This window comes from Micromonospora sp. NPDC005174 (assembly GCF_040608495.1).
Lineage (GTDB): Bacteria > Actinomycetota > Actinomycetes > Mycobacteriales > Micromonosporaceae > Micromonospora.
Genome location: NZ_JBEXIJ010000003.1, coordinates 89,177 through 109,399, shown reverse-complemented (window position 1 = coordinate 109,399; position 20,223 = coordinate 89,177). Strand labels below are relative to the sequence as shown.

The following is a 20,223-nucleotide window of genomic DNA, read 5'->3' as shown; positions in this document are numbered from 1 at the left end:
CTGACTTTCGTCGGTGTCCGTGCAGGTCGAGCGTGGGTAGCCTGGCCGCCGTGAGGATGCTGGAGCCGTCGGTGCCCGGGGCGTCCCGGTGGCGGCGTCCGCTGCTGGACGTGTCGCTCTGGGCGGTGGTGGCCGCGCCGATCGTGGTCGCGCGGGTGACTCCGCCGTACCCGCGTTTCGGTGTGGCGCTGCTGCTCGGCTCGCTGGCGCTGCTGGCGGTCGCCGTGGCGTCGGCGCGACGGTGGCCGTTGGTGGGGTTGCTGCTGGTGGTGCTCGGCTCGCTGGTGGACGGCAACTTCGTCTTCGCCATCCCGGTGTTCAGCTACCTGAGCGGTCGACGCAGCGCGACCGCGATGCCGGCGGCCATGCTGTTCGGCGTCATCGCCCTCGGCGGCACGGTGCTGAACCTCGGGTTGCTCGGCACCGGGGCGGCGACCTGGTTCCTGCTGGCGTCGGTGCTGCTGTTCGCCGGGGTGTTTCCGTGGCTGGTGGGTCGGTATCGGCGGCAGCAGCAGGCGCTGACCGACGCCGGCCGCCGCCACGTCGAGGCGGTGGCGCGGGAGCGGCGTGGCGTCGCGGAGCGGATCCGGCTTCGGGAGCGGGCCCGCATCGCCGAGGAGATGCACGACTCGCTCGGTCACGATCTCAGCCTGATCGCGGTGCGGGCCGCCGCGTTGGAGCTGGCCGACGACCTTGCGCCGGCCCACCGGGAGGCCGTGGGGGAGCTGCGGGCCAGCGTCGCGGCGGCCACCGGACGGCTGCACGACATCATCGGCGTGCTGCGTGAGGAGGGCGACCCGGCCGGTGTCCGGCCGGTGGGGGAGACCGTCGTGGACCTGGTGTCCGGGGCCCGTGAGGCCGGGATGGCGGTACGGCTGGACGCGCCGCCCGACACCGTGCGACTGCCCGGCATGACCGGGTCCGCTGCCCACCAGGTGGTGCGGGAGGCGCTCACCAACGCGGCCCGGTACGCACCGGGCGCCCCGGTGGCCGTGACCCTGGCGACCGACCTGGACGGGGTCGACGTGCGGGTGCGCAACGCGGCGGCCCCGGCCGGTCCGCTGCCCCGACCGGCCTCCTCGGGGAGCGGCCTGCTCGCCCTCGCCGAGCGGGTACGGCTGGCCGGTGGTGTGCTGGAGGCCGGCCCGAGCCCCGACGGCGGGTTTGCGGTGCGCGCCCGGCTGCCGCTGTCGGCCGAACCGCTTTCCGGCGCGGGGTTGCCGGCTCTTTCCGCACCCGGGTTCGACGGCGGCCCTGCGCCCGACGGCGCCCCGGAACGCCCCGACGACGCCGAACGCCGGCTGCGCGAGGCCCGCCGTCGGGCGCGCAGGAGCCTGCTGACGGCGCTCGCCGCCCCGGCGGCGTTCGCGTCGGCCCTGTCGCTGGTCTACTACCCGTTCGCCACGGCCGGCACGGTGCTCGACGAGTCGACGTACGACCAGATGCGCCCCGGTACCGCGCGCGCCGACCTGCCCGGGCTGCCCCGCCGGCAGCTCGCCCCGCCGGTCGGTGTGTCGGCTGCGGGCTGCGAGTACTACACCGACGGCAACTTCCCCCTCGCCGAGGCGACGTGGCGGCTCTGCTTCACCGACGGCCGACTGGTCAGCAAGGAGCGCATCGCGTAGTGGACATCGACACGGTCCCGACCACGCCCGTCCGGGTGGTCCTGGCCGACGACGAGGCGATGATCCGGGCCGGAGTCCGGGCGATCCTCGCCACCGATCCCGATATCGAGGTGGTCGCCGAGGCCGGCGACGGGCGGGCGGCGGTGGAGCTGGTCCGCGCGCACCGACCGCGGGTGGCGTTGCTCGACATCCGGATGCCCCGCCTGGACGGCCTGGCCGCGGCGGCCGAGATCCGCCGGTTGGCGCCGGCCACGGCGACGGTCATGCTGACCACCTTCGGTGAGGACGACCACGTGGCTCGGGCTCTGGGGCACGGCGCGAGCGGTTTCCTGCTCAAGGCCGGCGATCCGCGTGAGTTGATCGCCGGCGTGCACGCCGTCGCCGACGGCGGGGCGTACCTGTCGCCGCAGGTGGCACGTCGGGTGATCGAGCTGGGCGCCGGGCGGTTGGCGCGGCGTCCCGCCGCCCGGGATCGGACGGCCGGGTTGACCGAGCGGGAACGCGAGGTGCTGGCGCTGGTCGGCGCGGGTCTGTCCAACGCGGAGATCGCTCGCCGGCTGCATCTGGTGGAGGGCACCGTGAAGAGCTATCTGACCAGCATCTTCACCCGGTTGGAGGTGCGCAACCGGGTGCAGGCGGCGATCCTCGCGTACGAGGCGGGGCTGGTCGAGCGGTGAGCGGGGGCCGCGAGAGCCCCCGCCCACCGCTTCAGGCGTCGCGACGGCGTAGGGCGGCGCGGCCGAGCAGCAGCGCGGCGCCGGCCCACCCGGCGAGCAGCAGCAATCCGACCCCACTGGGGTACGGGTCGGTGTCCCCGGCGAGGAAGTGTCCACCGGCGACGCCGGGGAACACGTCGGCGATCCGGTTCAGGACGGTGATGTCCGGCTCCTGGAGCGACAGCGGGACGATCATCAGGGTGGCGAAGAGCACGATGATCGTGAGCACCGCGCTGCGCAGTGCCGCGCCGAGGCCGAGCGCGAGGACGCTGATCAGGGCCAGGTAGGTCGCCACCGCCGCGATGTCGCCGATCGTGCCGGTGATCGGCGCGCTGCCCCAGTCGCCGAGAACCGGGCGGGCGACGAGGGCGCCGACACCGCCGAGCAGCAAGCCGAGGGCGAAGGTGACGGCGCCGGCCACCACGGCCTTGGCCAGGAGCACCCGACCGCGTGCCGGCGTGGACTGCAGGGTGGTCCGGATGGTGCCGCTGGTGAACTCGGTGGTGATGGCGAGCAGCCCCAGCGCCAGCACGGCGTACTGGGTCAGCTCGACGGAATCGATCAGCACGCTGCCGACGGTGACGATTCCCCTGTCGTCGAGCGGGTCGTCGTTGGTGTTGTCGTTGGCCGCGTAGATGGCGAGCTGGCCGGCGCTCGCGGCCATCAGGAGCAGCCCGGCCAGCATCGTCCACCAGGTGCTGCGCACCGAGACCAGCTTGGTCCACTCCGCCGCCATGGTGGCCCGGAAGGCGGCCGGGGCGCTGACGGCCGGTGCGGCGGTGGGACTGCTGGTCACCATTGTCTGCGTGCTCATCGGGTGCCACCTCCGGTCGAACCGCCGGCGTACTCGACGCTCTCGGCGGTCAGCTCCATGTACGCCTGCTCCAGTGACGCGCCGTGCGGGCTCAGCTCGTGCAACCGCACCCCCAGCTCGTACGCCAGGTCGCCGATCCGGTCCACCGTGGTGCCGGTGACGCTCAGCTCGTCGGGTCCGGCCTCCTCGACGGTCACGCCGGTCGCGGCGAGACGGGCGGCGAGCGTGTCGAGCCCTTCGCGGTGCGGGCTGCGGACCCGTACGACGACCGCGCTGCCCGCGATGACGTCGGTGACCGGGGCGTCGGCGAGCAGTCGTCCACGGCCGATCACCACGAGCTGGTCGGCGGTGAGCTGCATCTCGCTCATCAGGTGGCTGGAGACGAAGATCGTGCGGCCCTCCTCGGCGAGCGAGCGCATGAGCTGTCGCACCCAGCGAACCCCGTCCGGGTCGAGGCCGTTCACCGGCTCGTCGAACATCAGCACGGGCGGGTCGCCGAGCAGCGCGCCGGCGATGCCGAGCCGCTGCCCCATGCCCAGGGAGAGGGTACGGCCCGGTTTGGCGGCCGCACGCCCGTCGAGCCCCACGGTGTCGAGCACCTCGTCGACCCGGCGGGCGGGGATGCCGTTGCTGCGGGCCATCGCCAGCAGGTGGGCACGCCCGGACCGGGTCGGGTGGATGGCCCGGGCATCGAGCAGGGCGCCCACCTCGTGCAGCGGTCGCCGCAGCTCCCGGTACGACCGGCCGGCGACGAGCGCCTGTCCGGCGGTGGGACGGTCCAGGCCGAGGATCATCCGCATGGTGGTGGACTTGCCGGCCCCGTTGGGGCCGAGGAAGCCGGTGACCCGGCCGGGTGCGATGTCGACGGTCAGGGCGTCGACCGCGACGGTCGCCCCGAACCGTTTCGTCAACCCACGTAAAGTGATCATGCGTTGACGCTAGGCGTCCGCCGCCTCGGCCCACCGCGCCCGAACGGCACCGACCAGCACTGACTTTCGTCAGGTCATCCGGTCAGCGGATGTAGTCCTGTAGCAGCGCCGGGGTGAGCCCGGCCCGGTGGATGGCCTTCAACGCGGCGAGGAGGTCGTCCATCAGCGCCGGCCGGAAGTGCATCAGCAGCACGTCGCCGGGTCGGATCACCTTCTCCGGGGTCTGGTAGCGCACCTTGCCCTCGTGCACCGTCTCGGACCAGTGCAGGACCGCCTTCGCGCCGCAGTCCCGCGCGGCTTCGAGCGTGGTGCTGTCGTACTCGCCGAACGGTGGGCGGAACAGGGTCGGCCGCTTGCCGAACAGCGTCTCCAGCTTGTCCGCCGACCCGCAGATCTCCTGCTTCTGGTAGTCGTACGAGCGGCCGGCCAGCGAGGTGTGCCGGATGGTGTGGTTCTCGACGATCCCACCGGACGCCTGGATCTGGCGGAAGTAGTCGCCGTACTCCTCGGCGGCCGGGGAGTTCAGGAACATCGTGACGGGGATGCGCGCGCGCCAGATGAAGTCGGGCACCGCGGGCGGGCGGGCCAATCCACCGTCGTCGATGGTGATGAAGGCGACCTTCTGGTCGATCGGCAGGCGGTACCAGAACGGGATCGGGCCGGTCGCCGGCAGCGGTACGGGTTGCGGTGGCGGCGCCTCGGGAAAGGTCGGCACTTGGGACACGTACCAGTCCAGGCTCCCGGGCGTCGGCCGAGGCGTCGGGGACGGTGACGCCGACGGGGTGGGCGCCGGCGTGGACGGGGTCGGCTGGGCCGCGATCTGCCGGGCGTGGAACGCGGGTCCGGCTGCGCAGGCACTCAGCGTCAGCAGGGCCACAAGCGTTGTGGCGGCGATGATCCGACGGGTGGGGGTGGCGGACACGCCCGGAAACATACCGGGCGAATGTCAGGATCCGGTCAGCCCGGTGAGCCTGCCGGTCGTCGCACCACGAAGGCGTCCGGCATCCGGAAGGTGAGGTTGTCCGGGCACCAGGGCGGACGGACCACCGTCACCCCGTCGAGCAGTGACGTCGCCTCGGCCACCACGACGGCGGCCTCCATCCGGGCCAGCACGTCACCGACGCAGCGGTGCGCCCCCGCCCCGAACGCCAGGTGCCGCCGCGATCCACGCTGCCCCGGAAGGAACTCGTCCGGCGAGCTGACGACCGCCGGGTCCCGGCCGGCACGAGCCAGCCACAGCACGATGCTGGTGCCCGCCGGCACGGCCGTGTCGCCGAGTGTGCCGTCGGCCGCCGCCACGCGCCGCCAGGTGACGATCGGCGGTTCGAGGCGGAGACCCTCCTCCACGACGTCGGTCACCGTGACGTCGCCGGAGCGCAGCCCTGCGCGTACCGCGGGTTCGCCGGCCAGCCGGTGCAGCAGCAGGGTGAGGAACTGCGAGGTGGTCTCCTGGCCGGCGACCAGCAGGAAGAAGAGCGCGCCGACCACCACGTCGGGAGGGTGCCCGGCCGCGCGCAACTCGGCGGCCAGGCCGCCGCCGGTGGTCGCGAACTCCCGGAGTACGCGGTGGAAGCGGCCCACCTCGGCGGCGAGCGCCACCTGCCGGTCGGCGTCCAGGGGTGCCCAGAACAGCTCCAGCGCCGCCCGGGCGAACTCCTTCACCGCGCCGACCGGGGCGTCCGGCAGGTCGACCAGCCGGGCCAGCACCAGCAGGGGCAGGTCGGCGGCGAGGCCCGCGTACAGGTCGACAGGTGCGCCGGCATCGAGCGTGGCGCGCAGCCGGGTCACCCGTTCCCGGACCAGCGCCGTCAGCCACGGGCGCTGCGCGGCCACTCGCGTCGGGTGCAGTGCCTCCGCGACGATGGCCCGGATCTGCGGGTGGCTGGCGGTGGAGTTGTTCGCCAGGGTCGGCGGCAGCCGGAACCGGTGCCCGGCGAGCACCCGCAGCGCGGTCACCGGCATCGGGGTCACCGCGTCCAGGGCGTTGTCCGGCCGGTAACGCTCCGGATCGGCGAGGACCTGGCGGACCAGCGCGTGCCGGGTGACGACGAGGTGGCGTACGCCGACGTGGTCGGTCACCTCGGCGACGTCCGGCCAGGGTGCCTCGACCGCGGACGTCCAGCCGGAGAAGAGCACGCCGACACGCTAGCCGGCGGCTCCTGGCAGGCCGGGGCGCAGCTGCCAGACGGTGGTGCGCTTCACCCGGACGCTCTCCAGAGCCTCCGGCACCGGCACGTCGTAACTGGCCAGCTCGTCGAAACGCTCCCGGGGCAGGAACGCCCGGCCGGGATCACCGACCAGCGCCCGCGCTCCGGCCCGGGTGGCGCGCAGCAGGAACCGCAGCACCCGTCGTGCCATCGCGTCGCTGTAGAAGACGTCCCCGGCGAGCACCACCTCGGCGTCGCCCGCGTCGCCGTCGAGGATGTCGCCGAACTCGGCGTCGACGCGTACCCCGTTGGCCTCGGCATTGAGCGCGACGGCCGCGACGGCCAGTTCGTCGACCTCGACCGCCCGCACGGACGCCGCGCCGGCCCGGGCGGCGGCGATGGCCACCAGGCCGGAGCCGGAGGCGAGGTCGAGCACCCGCCGGCCGGTGACCAGCTCCGGGTGGTCGGTGACGTAGCGGGCGAGCGCCTGACCGCCGGCCCAGGCGAAGGCCCAGAACGGCGGCGGCCGGTCGCTGGAGAACTGGCCCTCGGTCAGCTCCCAGAGCCCGATCGGCTCGTCCGCCTGGTGCAGGCGCACCTCGGGGACGAAGGGAACCGGGGCCAGCCGGGCGTGCAGCCGGACGAACGTGCTGGAGAGCTCGGACACCTGCCCGATTGTTCCAGCGACCCGACGCCCGGCGTGTCGCGGGGGAGTGGTCACCGGTTCACCACTGTCGGTGAAAACACGCCCTCTGCTTGCCGTCCGGTGCGAACACACCCGTCTGTCGGCGGCGGTGTCCCGCTCCTAGCGTTGCGAGGTGGAGACGACCGAACGGAGGCGGCGGTGGTGGTGATGGTGTGGCGGTACGCGCTGCGGCTCGGGGCGTTGGTTGCCGGCGTTGCCGGGGTGACGCTGACCCTGGCGGCACCGGCGCAGGCGGCGTTCGCCACCGAGATGGGCGGCCTGCCGGCCCGGTTCACGGCCGGCGAGCAGGTGCGCACGATCTCCGCGGTGGTCTCGCAGACCGACCGGCGTGGCGGATGCGCGAAGGTGCGCTGGTCGATGGTGCTCCGGGTGCAGGGCATCCGGCTCGACCAGGTGAAGATGGACCGGGTGGAGGAGAACGGCGACTTCCCCGTGGAGGTCCGGACCGAGGGTGACGTGGCCCGGTTGACCGACCGGCAACTCGACCCCGGCACCCTCTGCCCGGGCCGTACGGTGACCGCCCGCTACCGGGTGGCCTTCGACGAGGACGTCACCGAGGGGCGGGTCACCCTCGCCGCCGAGGCGTACGACGCCAACCTGCGCCTGCTGGCCCGACAGACCGCCACCCGCTCGGTGGTGGGGGCGGGTGCCACCACATCCCGTACGCCGACGCCGAGCCCGACTCCGGCGAAGCCGAGCGATCCGCCGAGCGAACCGGCGCAGGAAGAGAGCACCCCGGCGGACGAAACGATCGCGGACCAGCCGGTCGACGCGGCGCCGCCGCCGGCTGGCCGTCCGGTCTCGCAGACCGGCGGGTTCGGCGTGGTGCAGGCGGCGTTCCTGCTCGGCGGGTTGCTGCTCTCGCTCGGGGTGGGCCTGCTGCTGCGACTGCGTCACCTGACCAGAGCCGCGAAGAACGAGGCCGAGGACCCGCCGGTGGACCGGCTGTGGGAGCGGCCCGCGTCGACCGGTCGCTGGCACCCGGCACGCCGCTGACCGGAGGGTTGCCGGGGCCGGCGGTCTCCCGCCGGCCCCGACGGTGTCACTTCGTGAACGCCTGGAACTCGGCGATCCTGACCTGCGTCCGGGCCGGGCTGGCCGTGGCGCAGTCCGTCGTCGTGGCCGGGTCGTCGTCCTGCTCACCGGCGTACTGCGGGCCGCCGGTGCACTGGCTGGCCAGCACCTCCAGCCGCAGGTGGGTGGCGGGGGTGGCGGGCACCGCGAACGTCCGGAGGTTGATGTCGCGGCTGTACGCCCGGTACGCCCCGCCGGGGAACGCGTCGGCCGCGCTGGTGTAGATGCGCCGCCAGCGCGCCGGATCGGCGCAGTCCGTGGTGGTCGCGTCGCAGGCGGACACCGCGAACGAGCGCAGCGCGGTGAGCGCGTTCTGACTGCCGGTGTCGGCGTCCCCGACGATCGCGGGTCGCAACATCGCGCTGACGTTCACGCGCTTGACCACCTGCGGGGCGTCACCGGCCAGCGCCACCGTGAGCTGCCGGCCGGCCACCCCGTCCAGCGAGGCCCAGTTCGTCGCCTCGGTGTCGTCGGCCACCCGGTCCAGGTTGACCCCGTCGCCGCTGATCGTGGCACCGGAGGCCGTGGACGCGAGGTTGCGGCTCAACCGCAGGTCCACGAAGCCGGTCCGGTCGGCGTCGGCGACGCCGCTGAGCCGCTGGTGCCCGAAGCCGGGCGCGACGGCCAGCAGGTCGTACGTGCCGGCGACCATCTCCACCGTGTCCGGGATCGGCGTCGCCGGGTCGGTGTCCGCGATCGGTACGGCCCGTGCCTCGTACGCCCCGACGTACACCCGGATCGGCGCGTCGGCGCTGTCTCCGCGCGGGCGCAGGGTGAGCGTCGCGTTGCCGCCCCGCGGGGAGGCGAAGCTCGGGGTCGGGTCGGTGTCCGCGGCGCCGTTGGTGACGGCGTCCCGGCCCATCCCGGAGCGGGCGAACTCGGCCCAGATCAGGTCCTGGTTGGCGCCCCCGAAGCGCAGCAGGTCGGCGGTGAGCATGTTGTCCCGCATGTCGAGCATGCTGACCTGGCTGGCGGCCTGGAGCAGGAACGAGTCGAAGACCAGTTGCGACCAGCGCCGGTTGCCCGGGCACCTGTCGGCGGGCACCGTGCCCTGCGCGCACTCCCGCTGCCGCTGCGGGGTGCCCAGGCCGTACCGCTTGACCAGCGCGGCGCGTACCCGATAGTTGGTGGCGCCCCAGATCTCGCCGTCGGCGTGCACGGCCGGACCGGCCGTGTTGTAGCCGATGTCGGAGTAGTTCAACGGACTGCGGCTCAGGTCGTAGTTGCGGATGCCGCTGACCAGGTTGCCGGTGACGTAGCCGCCGGTGACGAACGGCGTCTCGCCGGGGGCCCGCAGCCCGTTCTGGTAGAGGTACTCGGCGGCCATCAGGTCGCCCCACGACTCGCCCATCGACCCGCCCTGGTGGCCGCTGATTCCGGCGTCCGGGCCGGCGATCATCCGGTTGGTGATCGCGTGGGTGTACTCGTGGCCGATCACCGTCATGTCGTAGTCGCCGTCCACGCACGGCGGGTACGGCCCGCCGGCCTGCGGCTGCCACAGGTACATGTTGGTGGTCGGCGGTAGCCCGTCGCGCGGGGTGCCCTGGTTGGCGTTGTTCCGGTTGCCGGTCAGCGCGCCCTGCTGGGCGCGGCCCTGCTCGGCGTCACCGCCCAACCCGGACGGGGTGAGGTTGACCGCCTGGAGGTTCCACGCCGACTCGGTGAAGCCCAGTTGGTACGCCCAGTCGTGCATGCGGTTGTGCATGACGAAGAGGTTGGCGATCGCCGCGTCCGCGTCGTTGCGCTGCGCGGACGTGAACACCTCCGGGTTGCACCTGGCCTGGTGCCACTGGTCGGTGAACGGGTACTCGTAGCGGCGTTCCGCGCTGGGCGTGGCCGGGACGACCGGGGTGTTGTTGCCCCACGAGAGCACCGTGTTGGCCGAGTTGCCGCGTGAGGTGAAGGTGGGCGTGCCGGTGGCCGCGTCGACGTCCCAGGGCTGCCCGGTGGCCGGGTCACGGAAGGCGGCCTGGCAGTCGGGTGCCGGGTCGCCGCACCAGCGCACCCGGGGGTCCTGGCCGGCGGCGAGGTCCCGGGGTGGGGTGGCCGGGAAGACCGCCCAGCTCGGGTTGTCCGAGTCGAAGTCGACGAGGTCCTCGCGGACCAGCACCTTGCCCGTGCTGCCGTCCACGTAGCTGGTGAACGCCGCCGGGTGGTCGGCGTCCGCGCCGATCATGGTCACCTCGTAGGCGGCCCGGGGCCCGTCCAGCGGGGTGGGTACGGCCACGGCCCGCACGGTGTGGCTGGCCACCGTCGACGGGCTCAGCCCGGCGTCGGCGAGCGCGTCCGCGTACGCCTGCTCGGCCGTACGGGTGGCCGGCGTGGGCACGCTGGTGTCGCGGGCCAGCGAGGAGTTGACGGCGAGCACCGAGCCTCCCTGGACCGCGATGGTGACCAGGCCGTCAGGCCCGGCCGGCAGGTCGCCGAAGCGCTGCCGCAGGGTCACCACCGCGCCGCTGCCGATCGGCCTGACGAGCACCCGGTCCAGGCCGGCGACCGTCGCGGCGTCCATGCCGTACAGGTCGCGGTTGGCGGTTAGGTAGGCGCGCGCGGCGGCCTCCGGGTCGGACGGCAGACCGGTGGCGAGCGGGGTACGACCGGGGCCGAGCGCCTGCGGCGTGCCGAGCCGGTTCCACCGCACGTCGGGGTCGGCGGCGCGGGCCAGGCCACGCTGGCGGGCGTCGGGTGCCGCCGTACCGATGCGGTTGTCGAGGTCGGCGGGCTGGTGCCCCTCGGCGAACGGCCCGGACGAGCGCTCGGTGGACGCGGCGGGTGCGGCGTTGCTCGTGCCGGTGGGCAGCAGCGCGGCGACTGTCGCCGTCGTCGCCAGGACGGCGATGAGCCGGCGTCGACGCCGGCTCATCGGGGGTGACCACTGCGGTTGTGGCACGGAACCTCCTCGTGGGAGCGGGATGGCCGGCGGCTGCCGACCCTCGCGTGCGCGGTAACGCATGTGCATCTGTGGATATCAGCCGCTCGAAGACACGGCAAGGTCCACGACCGCCGACGCGCCGTTTGATCGAGATAAGTCGACTTTACAAAAGCTGCCCTCTTGTAAAAGAGCATGACGGCTGTCACTGTCGATGCCAGGACGCGAGACCCGGAGGTCCGCCATGGCTGTCGATGCCGATCCGACCGAGGCCGTTGTCTGGCGGGATGCTCGCAAACCCCTCTGGCCGCTGGCGCTGCTGGTGCCGGCGCTGCCCTTCGTCGGCCTCGCGCTGTGGCGGACCGGCGCCGGCGCCTGGGCGTGGTGGCTCACCCCCGTCGTCGTCTTCGGCCTGATCCCGGTGATCGACCTGCTGCTCGGCGACGACCGGCGCAACCCTCCCGAGGAGGTGGTGCCCCGGCTGGCCGCCGACGGTTACTACCGCTGGCTGACCTATCTCTATCTGCCGGCGCAGTACGCGGCCCTGGTGGTGTGCTGCGCCGTGTGGACCCGTGACGGTCTCTCCGTCGCGGGCGCGGCCGGCCTGGTCGCCACCGTGGGAGTGGTCAACGGCATCGCCATCAACACCGCCCACGAGCTGGGCCACAAGCGCGAGCGGGTCGAGCGGTGGCTGTCCAAGGTGGCCCTGGCGCCGGCCGCCTACGGGCACTTCCACGTCGAGCACAACCGCGGTCACCACGTACGGGTCGCCACGCCGGAGGATCCGGCCAGTTCGCGGCTGGGGGAGAGCTTCTGGGCGTTCTGGCCGCGTACCGTCCTCGGCAGCCTGCGATCGGCCTGGCGGCTGGAGACCGGTCGGTTCCGCGTCCGGGGTCGGTCCCCCTGGACGTACCGCAACGACGTGCTCAACGCCTGGGCGATGACCGTGGCGCTGTACGCGGCGCTGGCCGTGCTCTTCGGCCCTGCGGTGCTGCCGTTCCTTGTCCTGCAGGCGGTGGTCGGCTTCTCCCTGCTGGAGGTCGTCAACTACCTGGAGCACTACGGGCTGGCCCGGCAGCGCAGCACGGCCGGGCGCTACGAGAAGGTCGACGCCCGGCACAGCTGGAACAGCGACCGCACGGTCACCAACGTCTTCCTCTTCCAGCTCCAGCGGCACAGCGACCATCACGCGAACCCGTTGCGCCGCTACCAGACGTTGCGCAGCTTCGACAGCTCACCGCAGTTGCCCGCCGGGTACGCGACGATGGTGGTCGTGGCGCTGCTCCCGCCACTGTGGCGACGGGTGATGGACCACCGGGTGCTCGCCCACTACGGCGGCGATCGGGCACTGGCCAACACGCGGCCCCGGCGGTGACGGCTCAGTCGCCCGGTGCCCAGTCCGGGTCGCGGCCGAAGGCGGCCAACAGATGATCCTGCTCGTCGGCGTCGGCGGGCACCGGCGTGGTGTCACGAACCAGCTTGTCGCGCCGGTAGTCGTCGACCCGCCCGGAGAACCACCGGGCGCACACGTGCACCGCGTCCGGGTCCATCCGTGGGTCGGCGCCGATCGCCACCGCCAGGTCCCAGCCGTGCACCAGGTGTTCGGCGAGGAGCTGCTGGACGTACTCGGCGGCCGGAGTCGGACCGGCCGACAGGTGCACGGTGCGGTCGATCGTGCCGGGATGGGTGACGGCGATCTCGGCCTGCGCGGCGGCCTCCCGCGCCGTCGTGATCGGGTCGGCACCGAGCACGTCACCGTCGAAGCGGTCGCCGACCTCGTCGAGGGTGCGGCCGGCGAGCAGGGGGACGCTCCACCGGTCCTCGCCGACCACGTGGTTGACCAGGGTGCGCACGTCCCAGTCCGGGCAGGGTGTCTCCTCGGACCACTGGTCGGGCCCGATCTGGTCCACCCGGTCGACGAACTCGGCCAGGCTCCGGCGGTACGCGTCGAGCAGATCCATGCCGTCGATTGTTCACTTCGGCGCGCTGATTCGAGCCGTTTTGCCCTGGCTGGGCGTCCGGCGTCGGCGGCGGCCGTCGCTCAGTCCAGGTCGGCCGGAGCCAAGCCCAGCTCCCGAGCCGTGACCAGGCGTACCCATTCCCCGAACTGCCGGCGGGAGATGACCCGCTCGTGCACCGCGAGCTGCACGGCGAGGCCGTCCATGACGGCGCTGATCCGCCAGGCGGCCCCGTCCGGGTCGGCGCACTGGAAGGTGCCGTCGGCGACCCCGGCGGAGATCACGGCGGCGAGGTCCTGCCGCCAGCGCAGGTCGAGCCGGCGGGACACCTTCTCCAACTCGGGGGTACGCAGCGACTCGGACCACCCGTCGATCCACATCGACCAGGAGGTCGCCCGCCCGGCCGGCGTGTAGAGCTTGAGAATCCGGCGGAGCTTCGTCAGCGGCGGGGCGGAGGAGCGGATGACCGCGTCCAGGCGGGCCAGGTCCTGCTCGACGGCGTACGCGAAGGCCTGCGCGAGCAACCGCTCTTTCGTGGCGAAGTGGTAGAACACAAGTGCCTGGCTCACCCCGGCGGCCTGTGCCACGTCGGCCGTCCGGGTGTTGGCCAGACCACGTTCCACGATCACGTCGCAGGCCGTGCGCAGCAGGGCATCCAGGCGGATCTCGGCCGCACGTCTCGTCACGACCGTTACCGTAGCCCATCCACCCGAACACGAACAGTTACCGCCACCGTCCGATTCGTGGGGCAAGAGTCGGAAGTTGGACAATTCCGGGGGGTGTCATGGCTCGTTTGCCTAGCGGCATTCGTCGAGGTCGGCGGCTCGCTCTCCAGGCGCGTCGACCCCTGGCGGAGGGTGCCTCACATGCATCGATATCGACCGCTGGATGATGCCGGAGTGTGACGAGCGAAAGTCAATTGAGAAATCGGGCCAGCTTACTAGGAAGCCCGCGCCCGGTGTCCCTGACCTCCCGGTCGGTGGCTTCTGCGCCGTCTCGGAATGCCCGCCCGGTGCCAGGCCGGGCGGATGGGACGCGCCGACACGGACCCCGAGTTGGCAGTCGATCGCCAGCTCGGCTAAAGTTCTCATCCGTCACCCGGGAAAGCCGGGGACGTGCGGACGTAGCGCAGCTGGTAGCGCATCACCTTGCCAAGGTGAGGGTCGCGGGTTCGAATCCCGTCGTCCGCTCGGAGCTGCCGCCACGCATGACGGGGGCAACCTCGGTGGGGTGGCCGAGAGGCGAGGCAACGGCCTGCAAAGCCGTGTACGCGGGTTCAAATCCCGTCCCCACCTCGGCAATAAAGAGCACGGGCGATTGGCGCAGTGGGAGCGCGCTTCCTTGACACGGAAGAGGTCACTGGTTCAAACCCAGTATCGCCCACCAGGTGTAGAAGCGAATCGTCGAGGCCCGTTACCGGATGTCCGGTAACGGGCCTCGACGATTCCGCCCACCTACTCGCCGGCGCGGAGCACCTCGCTCAGCCGGTCGCGCCGCCGCAGCGCCGACTCGACAGGCACGATCAGGGCGGCCGCCGCCAGCAACGCCACGCTCACCAGGCCGAGCAGCCACCACGGCAGGACCGCCGCCGGGTCGGCGGCCTGACCGGTGATCAGCCGCAGGTCGAGCGGGCCGATCGTCAGGCGTGTGAGCAGGACCCCGAGGAGCGGTCCGCAGACCGCGGCGACCACCGCCGGCGGCAACACTTCACCAGCCGCCACCCAACGGGCGTCGCGTGGCCGCAGGCCGAGGGTCCGCAGCCGGGTCAGGGTCTGCCACCGCTCCGACGCGCTCGCGGCGGCGGCGAGCGCGAGGCCGAGCAGCCCCAGCGCCAGCAGCACCGCGGCGGCCGTCCACGCCAGCCTTAGCAGCCCCGCGGTCAGCGGCGCGACCCGCTGCGCCCGGAGGGCGTCCGCGCGCAGCACGACGTCGGCGGTCACGCCGCTTGCCGACAACGCCCGCGCCGCACCGGGGCCGGTCACCCAGACGGTGTTCGGGACGGCGGGCAGCCCGGCGGCGGCGAGGGCCCCGGCGTCCACGATGACGACGTCACCGGCACCGTCGACGGACGGCGCGGTACCGACGGCGGTGAGACGGATCGCCGGGGCGTCGTCCCGGGACAGCTGCAACCGCATCCCGGTCCGCAGGTCGCCGTTGCCCGACCGGACCAGCGCCGGGACGTCACCGCCGCCAGGACCGGGCACCGTGAGCCGGGCCAGTGCCGGCGCGTCCGGCAGCGGGGTGCTGGCCAGCAGACGCTGGAACGCGTCGGCATCCACGACTACCAGGCGTGGGGTGAACAGCGTCGACTCGGCGAAGACGTGCGCCGAGTCGGTCACCTGCGCGACGACCACCTGCTCCACCCCCGGTGCGGCGGCGACGCGTTCGGCGACGCCGGCCGTGGCGGCCTCGGCTTCGGCGCCGACGTCGAGGCGGGCGTCCGCACCGACGGTGCTCCACGCGCCGTCGGCCAGGCCCCGGCTGACCGTGGACCCGAGGATGAGCGCGAACGACGCGAGCGCCGTGGCACTCACCAGCACCAGCAGCGGCAGCGCGCGACCGGCCGTGGTGGTCGCCCGAGCGGCACCGAACACGGCCAGCGGGCGGCGCGAGCGCAGGGCCCGTCGAAGCGCCAACCGTGCCCCGACGGGCAGCAGGCGAAGCAGGACGAGCGCGCCGACGAGCACGCCCAGGGAGAGGGCGCTGATCGGCAGGATGAGGTCGCCCGTCAGCTCGCCGGTGCCGCTGCTGCCGGAGGCGACAGGCAGGAGACCGCCCTGGTGCAGCGTGACGAAGGCGGCGACTGCGGCGATCAGGACCGCGGCCTCCACGGCGAAGCGGCGCAGCTCGCCGGTGGCCCGGACCCAGCGCCGAGCGGCCGGGTTGGCGGGTTGACGCCGGTCCCGGCTGGCGCGGCCGGCGGCGAGGATGCCGAACGCCGGCGCGGCCACGGCCCCGGCCAGGACCACGGGAACAGCCCAGGGCCAGGAGACGTCCGGTGCCGCCACACGGGCGAGCGCGAGCCCGACCGCGGCGGCGGACAGGGAGACCGCGGTGGACTCCATGGCCAGTTCCGCACCGAGGTCGGGTAACGCCGCCCCACGCTGTCGGGCGACGCTCAGCGCCGGGCCACGGCGGGCGACCAGCAGGGCGGCGGCGAGCAGCAGGAGCAGTACCGTGGCGGTCAGCACGCCGGTGAGCAGGACGGCGGCCTGTGCCCAGGCGGCGCTGATCCGCCCACGGGCGTCGCGCAGGGCGGTGTCGAGCTGGGACTCCCACTTGAGGGAGTCGTCACGGGCGCCCGACGAGCCGGAGGTCGCCTTGAGTTCGACCACCCGGCTGGCGAGCGTCGCGGTGGTGTCCCAGGTGAGCGCGTCGGGTTCGGGCGTGAACTGGACGGTGCGCCGCAGTTGGTCCTGGTCGACGGCGAGTCGGGCGTCCGGCAACGACTCGCGCGACAACAGGCCGGCGAACCGGGTAATCCCCATGCCGTCGATGCCGGGCACGGGACGCAGGAGCGCCGGGGCGAGCAGCCAGGCGGGGTCGGCGCTGTCCGCGGGTCGGTAGATTCCGCTGATCCGGACGTCCTTCCCGCGACCGCGGCCGTCCTTGAGCGGGATCCGATCACCGGGGCCGAGGTCGAGCGCGGCGGCGTCCACTTCGGAGAGGCCGACCTGCACCGGCCAGGGCGGTCCGTTGTAGGGGGCTTCGACGAACTCGCCAGGGACGGCGGGGCCGGGCGCGCTCCCGGCGACCCAGGTCACGTCCGGGCCGTCGGCGTCACCGGCCAGGTAGGTGAACTGGAAGGTACGCGGCGCGTTGCCCTCGGTGACGTTGAGGATCGGACCGCTGACGACGGCGATGGGCGGCAGCAGTGCCGCGTCGAGGTCGGGCCCGAGCGCCCGTTTCGCCCGTACCCGGAAATTGTCGACGTCCTCGGCGAGGCCCGCAGTCCGGACCCGACCGCCGGTCGGGCCGTCGTCGCGTTCCCAGGCGGCGTGTGCGAGGACGTTCGAGTCCTGGCCGGCGCGGCGGACCGTGTCCCGGACGGCCTCGTCGGCGGCGGTGCGGAGCAGCACCGGCACCGCCCCGGCGAGCAGCGCGACGGCCGCGATGACGGCGGCGGTGAGCAGCAGCGGTCCGGCGTCGGCCCGGCCACGGCCACGGATGCTGGGCCAGTGCGGCGCGAGCCACCGGCGGGTCAGCCGCCGGTTCACGGCGCCACCCGCAGGTGCGCGGCGTCCGCCCGGCGGACCTGGACGGTGACCACGACCGCGACCGCCAGCAGACATCCGGCCAGCAGCACGGCGAGCAGTGCGGCCTCGGCCGACCACGGCCAGTGTGACTGGGCGACCGGGACGGGTGCGGCGCCGGTGTCGGAGCGGACGAGCAGGGGAGCGACAACGCGGGTGGCGAGCGCGCCGACGACCGTGCCCGCCGCGAGCAGGGGCAGCAGTACGCCGGCATGCTGGCCGAGCAGCACGGTCCGGATGCCGCGCCGGGACATCCCCAGGCCGCGCAGCCGAGCCACCTCGACGGCGCGGGCCTGCAGATCGCAGGTGACGTGCAGGACGACTCCGGCGAGCAGCAGCAGAGCCGCGGCCGGGACGATGAGCCGGAGCGCGCCCGGCAGCCCGGCCCGCAGCGGGCCGCCGGTGAGGCGGGCGGTCTCCGCCTCGCGGGTCGCGACGGTGCCCAGGTGCAGGGCGGCGGTCCGCTCGGCGGCGTCGGGGCCGGCGGGGTTGCCGACCCACCAGGCGTCGACCGGGAACGCCAGATCGCCGACGACGACACGTGCGCGGGACAGCGTGTCCAGGTCGGCCAGGACGGCGACGGCGCCGGGAGCGGACGGCACGGTCGGCACGACCTCGGTGACGACGATCGGGACGGGCGTGATGCCGACCATGACGCTGAGCTGGCTGCCGTTGTCGGCGCCGACCTCGTCGGCGAAGCGGGCGGAGACGGCGACGGGCACCGGGCCGGGGTCCGTGAAGGCGCTGGCGACGAGGGTTCGGGCGGCGTCCTCGGCGCCCCCGAGCTCGACGGTCGCGGCCATCCGCAGCGCGGTTCCCGTGGGCGTGCTGGAGAGCGTGACGCTCGGGTTGCCCACCTTGCTCGGGATCGGCGGCGCGGACGTGGCGGTCCAGGGTGATGCGTCGGTGGTCCTCTCCGTCGAGCCGGGTGCGGGCACGGTGAGCGTGACGGCTACGGCTACGGGTTCGCCGACCGTGTCGGCGGTGACCGGCAGGGCGACCGCGACGAGGCGTAACCCGTCAGCCGTCGCGCAGGCGGGCAGTCGAACCTCCCGACCGTCCAGCGGTACGACGGGACCGGTGCAGGACGTGCGGAGGCCTGTCGCGTCCTGCAACAGCACCCGGGGCGTCACGGCGAGCGGGACGTCACCGACCGCCGTACCGCTCAGGACGAGTGACGCCCCGGCCGCAGCGGCGATGCCGGTGACCCGGGTACGTGGCGCCAGCGTGGCGGCGACGTCCGCCCATCCCCGGTCGCCGTCCACCCGCCCGCGCAGCAGTGCCTCGGCGCGGGTGGTGTCGACGGCGACCAGGCGCGGCGCCTCGCCGTCGGTGCCGAGCCACTGACCGACGGTCGTGCCACGGTCGAGGGCCGGACTCACCGCCCCCGCGGTGGCCGCGCTGACCAGCCCGCCGTCTCCGGCCGCCGGCGCGGTACCGAGGGTGAGTGCGAGATCGGTGCCGACGGAGAGCGCGGCCTGGTCGCGCTGCGACTGGTGCCACGTCGTGTCGAAGGCGAGGCCGAAGGTCGCGGCAGCGCAGGCCAGCCCGACGAGCAGCCCGGCGGCGACCGCCTGGGGCCGGCGGGCGGCCTCGGCGACCGCCAGCGGCAGCGCCAGCCCGCGGGCGCGGTACGCCAGCCGGTCGACGCCGCGCAGTGCGGGCAGTACCACCCGGAGCGCCAGGGCGGCACCTGCGGTGAGCAGCAGCGCCGGCGCGAGCACCCGGACCGCGTCGGCGCGTGGACTGGCGGCGCTGGGCTGCGCGTACAGCTGCCACCATCCGATGGCGGCGAACACCGTGAGCATCAGGTCTGCGCCCGACCGGGCCAGCAGTTCGCGGCGGGTGCCCCGGTCGCCTGCCGTCGGGACGGCCCGGATCGCCAGGACGGTGAGCACGGCGGCGAGCACCAGCGCGCCGCCGACGACCGCGAGGACCTGGACGCCGACGATGGCCGGCCGGACGGTGAGGCCGGCGTGGTCCAGCGGCGGCAGGTGGGTCAGGCCGGCGTGCAGAGCCGACGAGGCCGGTATCGCCAGCGCGGCAGCGACGGCGGCGAGGAGCCCGGCCTCGAGTGTCGCGGTGGCGGCGAGTTGGCGACCGCTGGTGCCCACGGCGGACCGCAGGGCGGTCTCGTCGGCCCGTATGCCCGCCGTCAGCCGGCCGGCGAGGACGAGTGCCGTCGCGGCCAGGAAACCGCCGAGGACGGCGATGGCGAGCACGACGGCTGCGGTGACGTGCCGCTGGTCGTCGGCGGCCCGCAGGGTCAGCGGCAGGTCGGAGGCGACACGTGCGAGCGTGACCCGGTCGCCGAGGGTGCCGGCCAGCCGTCGGTCGGCCTCGCGGACGCCCCCGGCCACGGTCTCCAGGTCGCGGCGGTTCGTGTGGGACAGGTCCGGATGAGCGGTGATCTCCATCCGGTCGACGGTGGCGCCGGTGGTGAGCAGGTCGGCGAGGTCCATCAGGAAGGGGCCGTAGGCGTTTACCGGCTGGAGGAAACGGCCGTCCCGATAGCCGGTGGCGGAGCCGGCCGCGGCGAGGGGGTCACGGTCCCAGCCGCGCCCCGGCAGCGGGCGTACGACCCCGACGACTGTCACGTCGATGGCCGGGACGGGCGGGTGGGCCAACTCGGCACCGAGGTGCACCCGGCTACCGGGGATGAGGTCGAGCAGTTGGGCCGTGGACTCCAGCAGCACCGCGTCGCCGGGGTGCTGTGGCCAGCGTCCGGTGACCAGTTCGGCGCGGGCCGGCAGGTCGTCCAACCCCGACAGGTACGCCTGGGCTCCGACGGAGGTGCCCGGGGCGAGCGCGGGCGGCAGGGCCCGCAGCACCGTGGACGCCCGTGCGGTCGTCGTCACCGGTAGCGGTGCGAGCGCGGAGGTCACCACGCTGCGGGTGTCGGCGGCCACGGCCGGCACGTCCGGACCCTCGACGGCGCCGGTGTAGACGGTCGCGTCGACGGCGGCGGGGGCGGCGCGGGCCATGGCGACCTCCAGCGCCCGCTCGGCGGTGCGGGTGATCAGGAGGGTGCAGGTGCCGAGCAGGGTGGCGCCGATCGTGACGACCCCGAGGAGGGCTGCCAGCAGCGGCCACTGCGCGCGGGCGCGCCGGCTGACCAGCCTCAGCATCGTC

Annotated in this window: 14 protein-coding genes and 3 tRNA genes; 7 read left to right on the top strand and 10 right to left on the bottom strand. The window is 73.9% G+C overall.

Features of this window, described 5'->3' with window-relative positions; genetic code table 11:
* Window positions 1–56: 56 nt before the first annotated feature.
* Together ABZU91_RS04585 and ABZU91_RS04580 are read left to right on the top strand one after the other, a co-directional pair.
* A complete protein-coding gene (locus ABZU91_RS04585; protein ID WP_355234793.1) occupies window positions 57–1,625 on the top strand; it encodes a histidine kinase in 1,569 nt (522 codons plus the stop codon).
* Complete coding sequence (locus ABZU91_RS04580) at window positions 1,625–2,302, top strand: response regulator transcription factor (RefSeq protein WP_355233870.1); 678 nt, start codon at window positions 1,625–1,627, stop codon at window positions 2,300–2,302. Before ABZU91_RS04585 ends, ABZU91_RS04580 begins: the two co-directional genes overlap by 1 nt.
* A gap of 31 nt (window positions 2,303–2,333) precedes the next feature.
* Here the strand turns inward: ABZU91_RS04580 and ABZU91_RS04575 are convergent, their stop codons facing one another.
* From ABZU91_RS04575 to ABZU91_RS04555, 5 genes are all read right to left on the bottom strand, one after another.
* Complete coding sequence (locus ABZU91_RS04575) at window positions 2,334–3,155, bottom strand: ABC transporter permease (RefSeq protein WP_355233868.1); 822 nt, start codon at window positions 3,153–3,155, stop codon at window positions 2,334–2,336.
* Entirely contained in the window at window positions 3,152–4,084 is a 933-nt protein-coding gene (locus ABZU91_RS04570) for an ATP-binding cassette domain-containing protein (RefSeq protein ID WP_355233866.1), read from the bottom strand. The genes ABZU91_RS04575 and ABZU91_RS04570 overlap by 4 nt, the downstream gene beginning before the upstream one ends.
* Before the next feature lie 82 nt (window positions 4,085–4,166).
* On the bottom strand, window positions 4,167–5,006 hold the full coding sequence (locus tag ABZU91_RS04565) for a polysaccharide deacetylase family protein (RefSeq protein WP_355233864.1): 840 nt from the start codon (window positions 5,004–5,006) through the stop codon (window positions 4,167–4,169).
* Between the two features lie 35 nt (window positions 5,007–5,041).
* Window positions 5,042–6,163 carry a cytochrome P450 gene (locus tag ABZU91_RS04560; protein WP_355234790.1) on the bottom strand — a complete coding sequence of 374 codons (1,122 nt, stop codon included), beginning with the start codon at window positions 6,161–6,163 and terminating at the stop codon, window positions 5,042–5,044.
* A gap of 66 nt (window positions 6,164–6,229) precedes the next feature.
* Window positions 6,230–6,898: a 50S ribosomal protein L11 methyltransferase gene (locus tag ABZU91_RS04555; protein ID WP_355233862.1), complete on the bottom strand. Its 669-nt coding sequence runs from the start codon at window positions 6,896–6,898 to the stop codon at window positions 6,230–6,232.
* A 186-nt stretch (window positions 6,899–7,084) separates the two neighbouring features.
* On the opposite strand from ABZU91_RS04555, the gene ABZU91_RS04550 reads away from it, so the two are divergent.
* Window positions 7,085–7,933 (top strand): hypothetical protein, encoded by an 849-nt coding sequence (locus ABZU91_RS04550; protein WP_355234787.1) that lies wholly within the window; start codon window positions 7,085–7,087, stop codon window positions 7,931–7,933.
* Between the two features lie 46 nt (window positions 7,934–7,979).
* Here the strand turns inward: ABZU91_RS04550 and ABZU91_RS04545 are convergent, their stop codons facing one another.
* Window positions 7,980–10,901 (bottom strand): M36 family metallopeptidase, encoded by a 2,922-nt coding sequence (locus ABZU91_RS04545; RefSeq protein WP_355233860.1) that lies wholly within the window; start codon window positions 10,899–10,901, stop codon window positions 7,980–7,982.
* Window positions 10,902–11,124: 223 nt separating this feature from the next.
* On the opposite strand from ABZU91_RS04545, the gene ABZU91_RS04540 reads away from it, so the two are divergent.
* Complete coding sequence (locus ABZU91_RS04540; protein WP_355233858.1) at window positions 11,125–12,255, top strand: alkane 1-monooxygenase; 1,131 nt, start codon at window positions 11,125–11,127, stop codon at window positions 12,253–12,255.
* Window positions 12,256–12,259: 4 nt separating this feature from the next.
* Here the strand turns inward: ABZU91_RS04540 and ABZU91_RS04535 are convergent, their stop codons facing one another.
* Window positions 12,260–12,841 (bottom strand): TIGR03086 family metal-binding protein, encoded by a 582-nt coding sequence (locus ABZU91_RS04535; RefSeq protein WP_355233856.1) that lies wholly within the window; start codon window positions 12,839–12,841, stop codon window positions 12,260–12,262.
* An 80-nt stretch (window positions 12,842–12,921) separates the two neighbouring features.
* Entirely contained in the window at window positions 12,922–13,524 is a 603-nt protein-coding gene (locus ABZU91_RS04530; protein WP_355233854.1) for a TetR/AcrR family transcriptional regulator, read from the bottom strand.
* A gap of 431 nt (window positions 13,525–13,955) precedes the next feature.
* On the opposite strand from ABZU91_RS04530, the gene ABZU91_RS04525 reads away from it, so the two are divergent.
* From ABZU91_RS04525 to ABZU91_RS04515, 3 genes are all read left to right on the top strand, one after another.
* Window positions 13,956–14,028, top strand: a tRNA-Gly gene (locus tag ABZU91_RS04525).
* A 34-nt stretch (window positions 14,029–14,062) separates the two neighbouring features.
* Window positions 14,063–14,133 (top strand) — tRNA-Cys (locus ABZU91_RS04520).
* A 16-nt stretch (window positions 14,134–14,149) separates the two neighbouring features.
* Window positions 14,150–14,224, top strand: a tRNA-Val gene (locus tag ABZU91_RS04515).
* A gap of 68 nt (window positions 14,225–14,292) precedes the next feature.
* Here ABZU91_RS04515 and ABZU91_RS04510 read toward each other — a convergent pair.
* Window positions 14,293–17,055: an FtsX-like permease family protein gene (locus tag ABZU91_RS04510; RefSeq protein ID WP_355233852.1), complete on the bottom strand. Its 2,763-nt coding sequence runs from the start codon at window positions 17,053–17,055 to the stop codon at window positions 14,293–14,295.
* On the bottom strand, window positions 17,052–20,219 hold the full coding sequence (locus ABZU91_RS04505; RefSeq protein WP_355233850.1) for an FtsX-like permease family protein: 3,168 nt from the start codon (window positions 20,217–20,219) through the stop codon (window positions 17,052–17,054). Before ABZU91_RS04505 ends, ABZU91_RS04510 begins: the two co-directional genes overlap by 4 nt.
* Window positions 20,220–20,223 lie beyond the last annotated feature (4 nt).

What these genes read in the sequence shown, in the direction of transcription:
- ABZU91_RS04585 (WP_355234793.1), top strand. Translation starts at nt 57, where the DNA reads ATGCTGGAGCCGTCGGTGCCCGGGGCGTCCCGGTGGCGGCGTCCGCTG.
- ABZU91_RS04535 (WP_355233856.1), bottom strand. Translation starts at nt 12,841, where the DNA reads ATGGATCTGCTCGACGCGTACCGCCGGAGCCTGGCCGAGTTCGTCGAC.
- ABZU91_RS04540 (WP_355233858.1), top strand. Translation starts at nt 11,125, where the DNA reads ATGGCTGTCGATGCCGATCCGACCGAGGCCGTTGTCTGGCGGGATGCT.
- ABZU91_RS04575 (WP_355233868.1), bottom strand. Translation starts at nt 3,155, where the DNA reads ATGAGCACGCAGACAATGGTGACCAGCAGTCCCACCGCCGCACCGGCC.
- ABZU91_RS04550 (WP_355234787.1), top strand. Translation starts at nt 7,085, where the DNA reads ATGGTGTGGCGGTACGCGCTGCGGCTCGGGGCGTTGGTTGCCGGCGTT.
- ABZU91_RS04570 (WP_355233866.1), bottom strand. Translation starts at nt 4,084, where the DNA reads ATGATCACTTTACGTGGGTTGACGAAACGGTTCGGGGCGACCGTCGCG.
- ABZU91_RS04505 (WP_355233850.1), bottom strand. Translation starts at nt 20,219, where the DNA reads ATGCTGAGGCTGGTCAGCCGGCGCGCCCGCGCGCAGTGGCCGCTGCTG.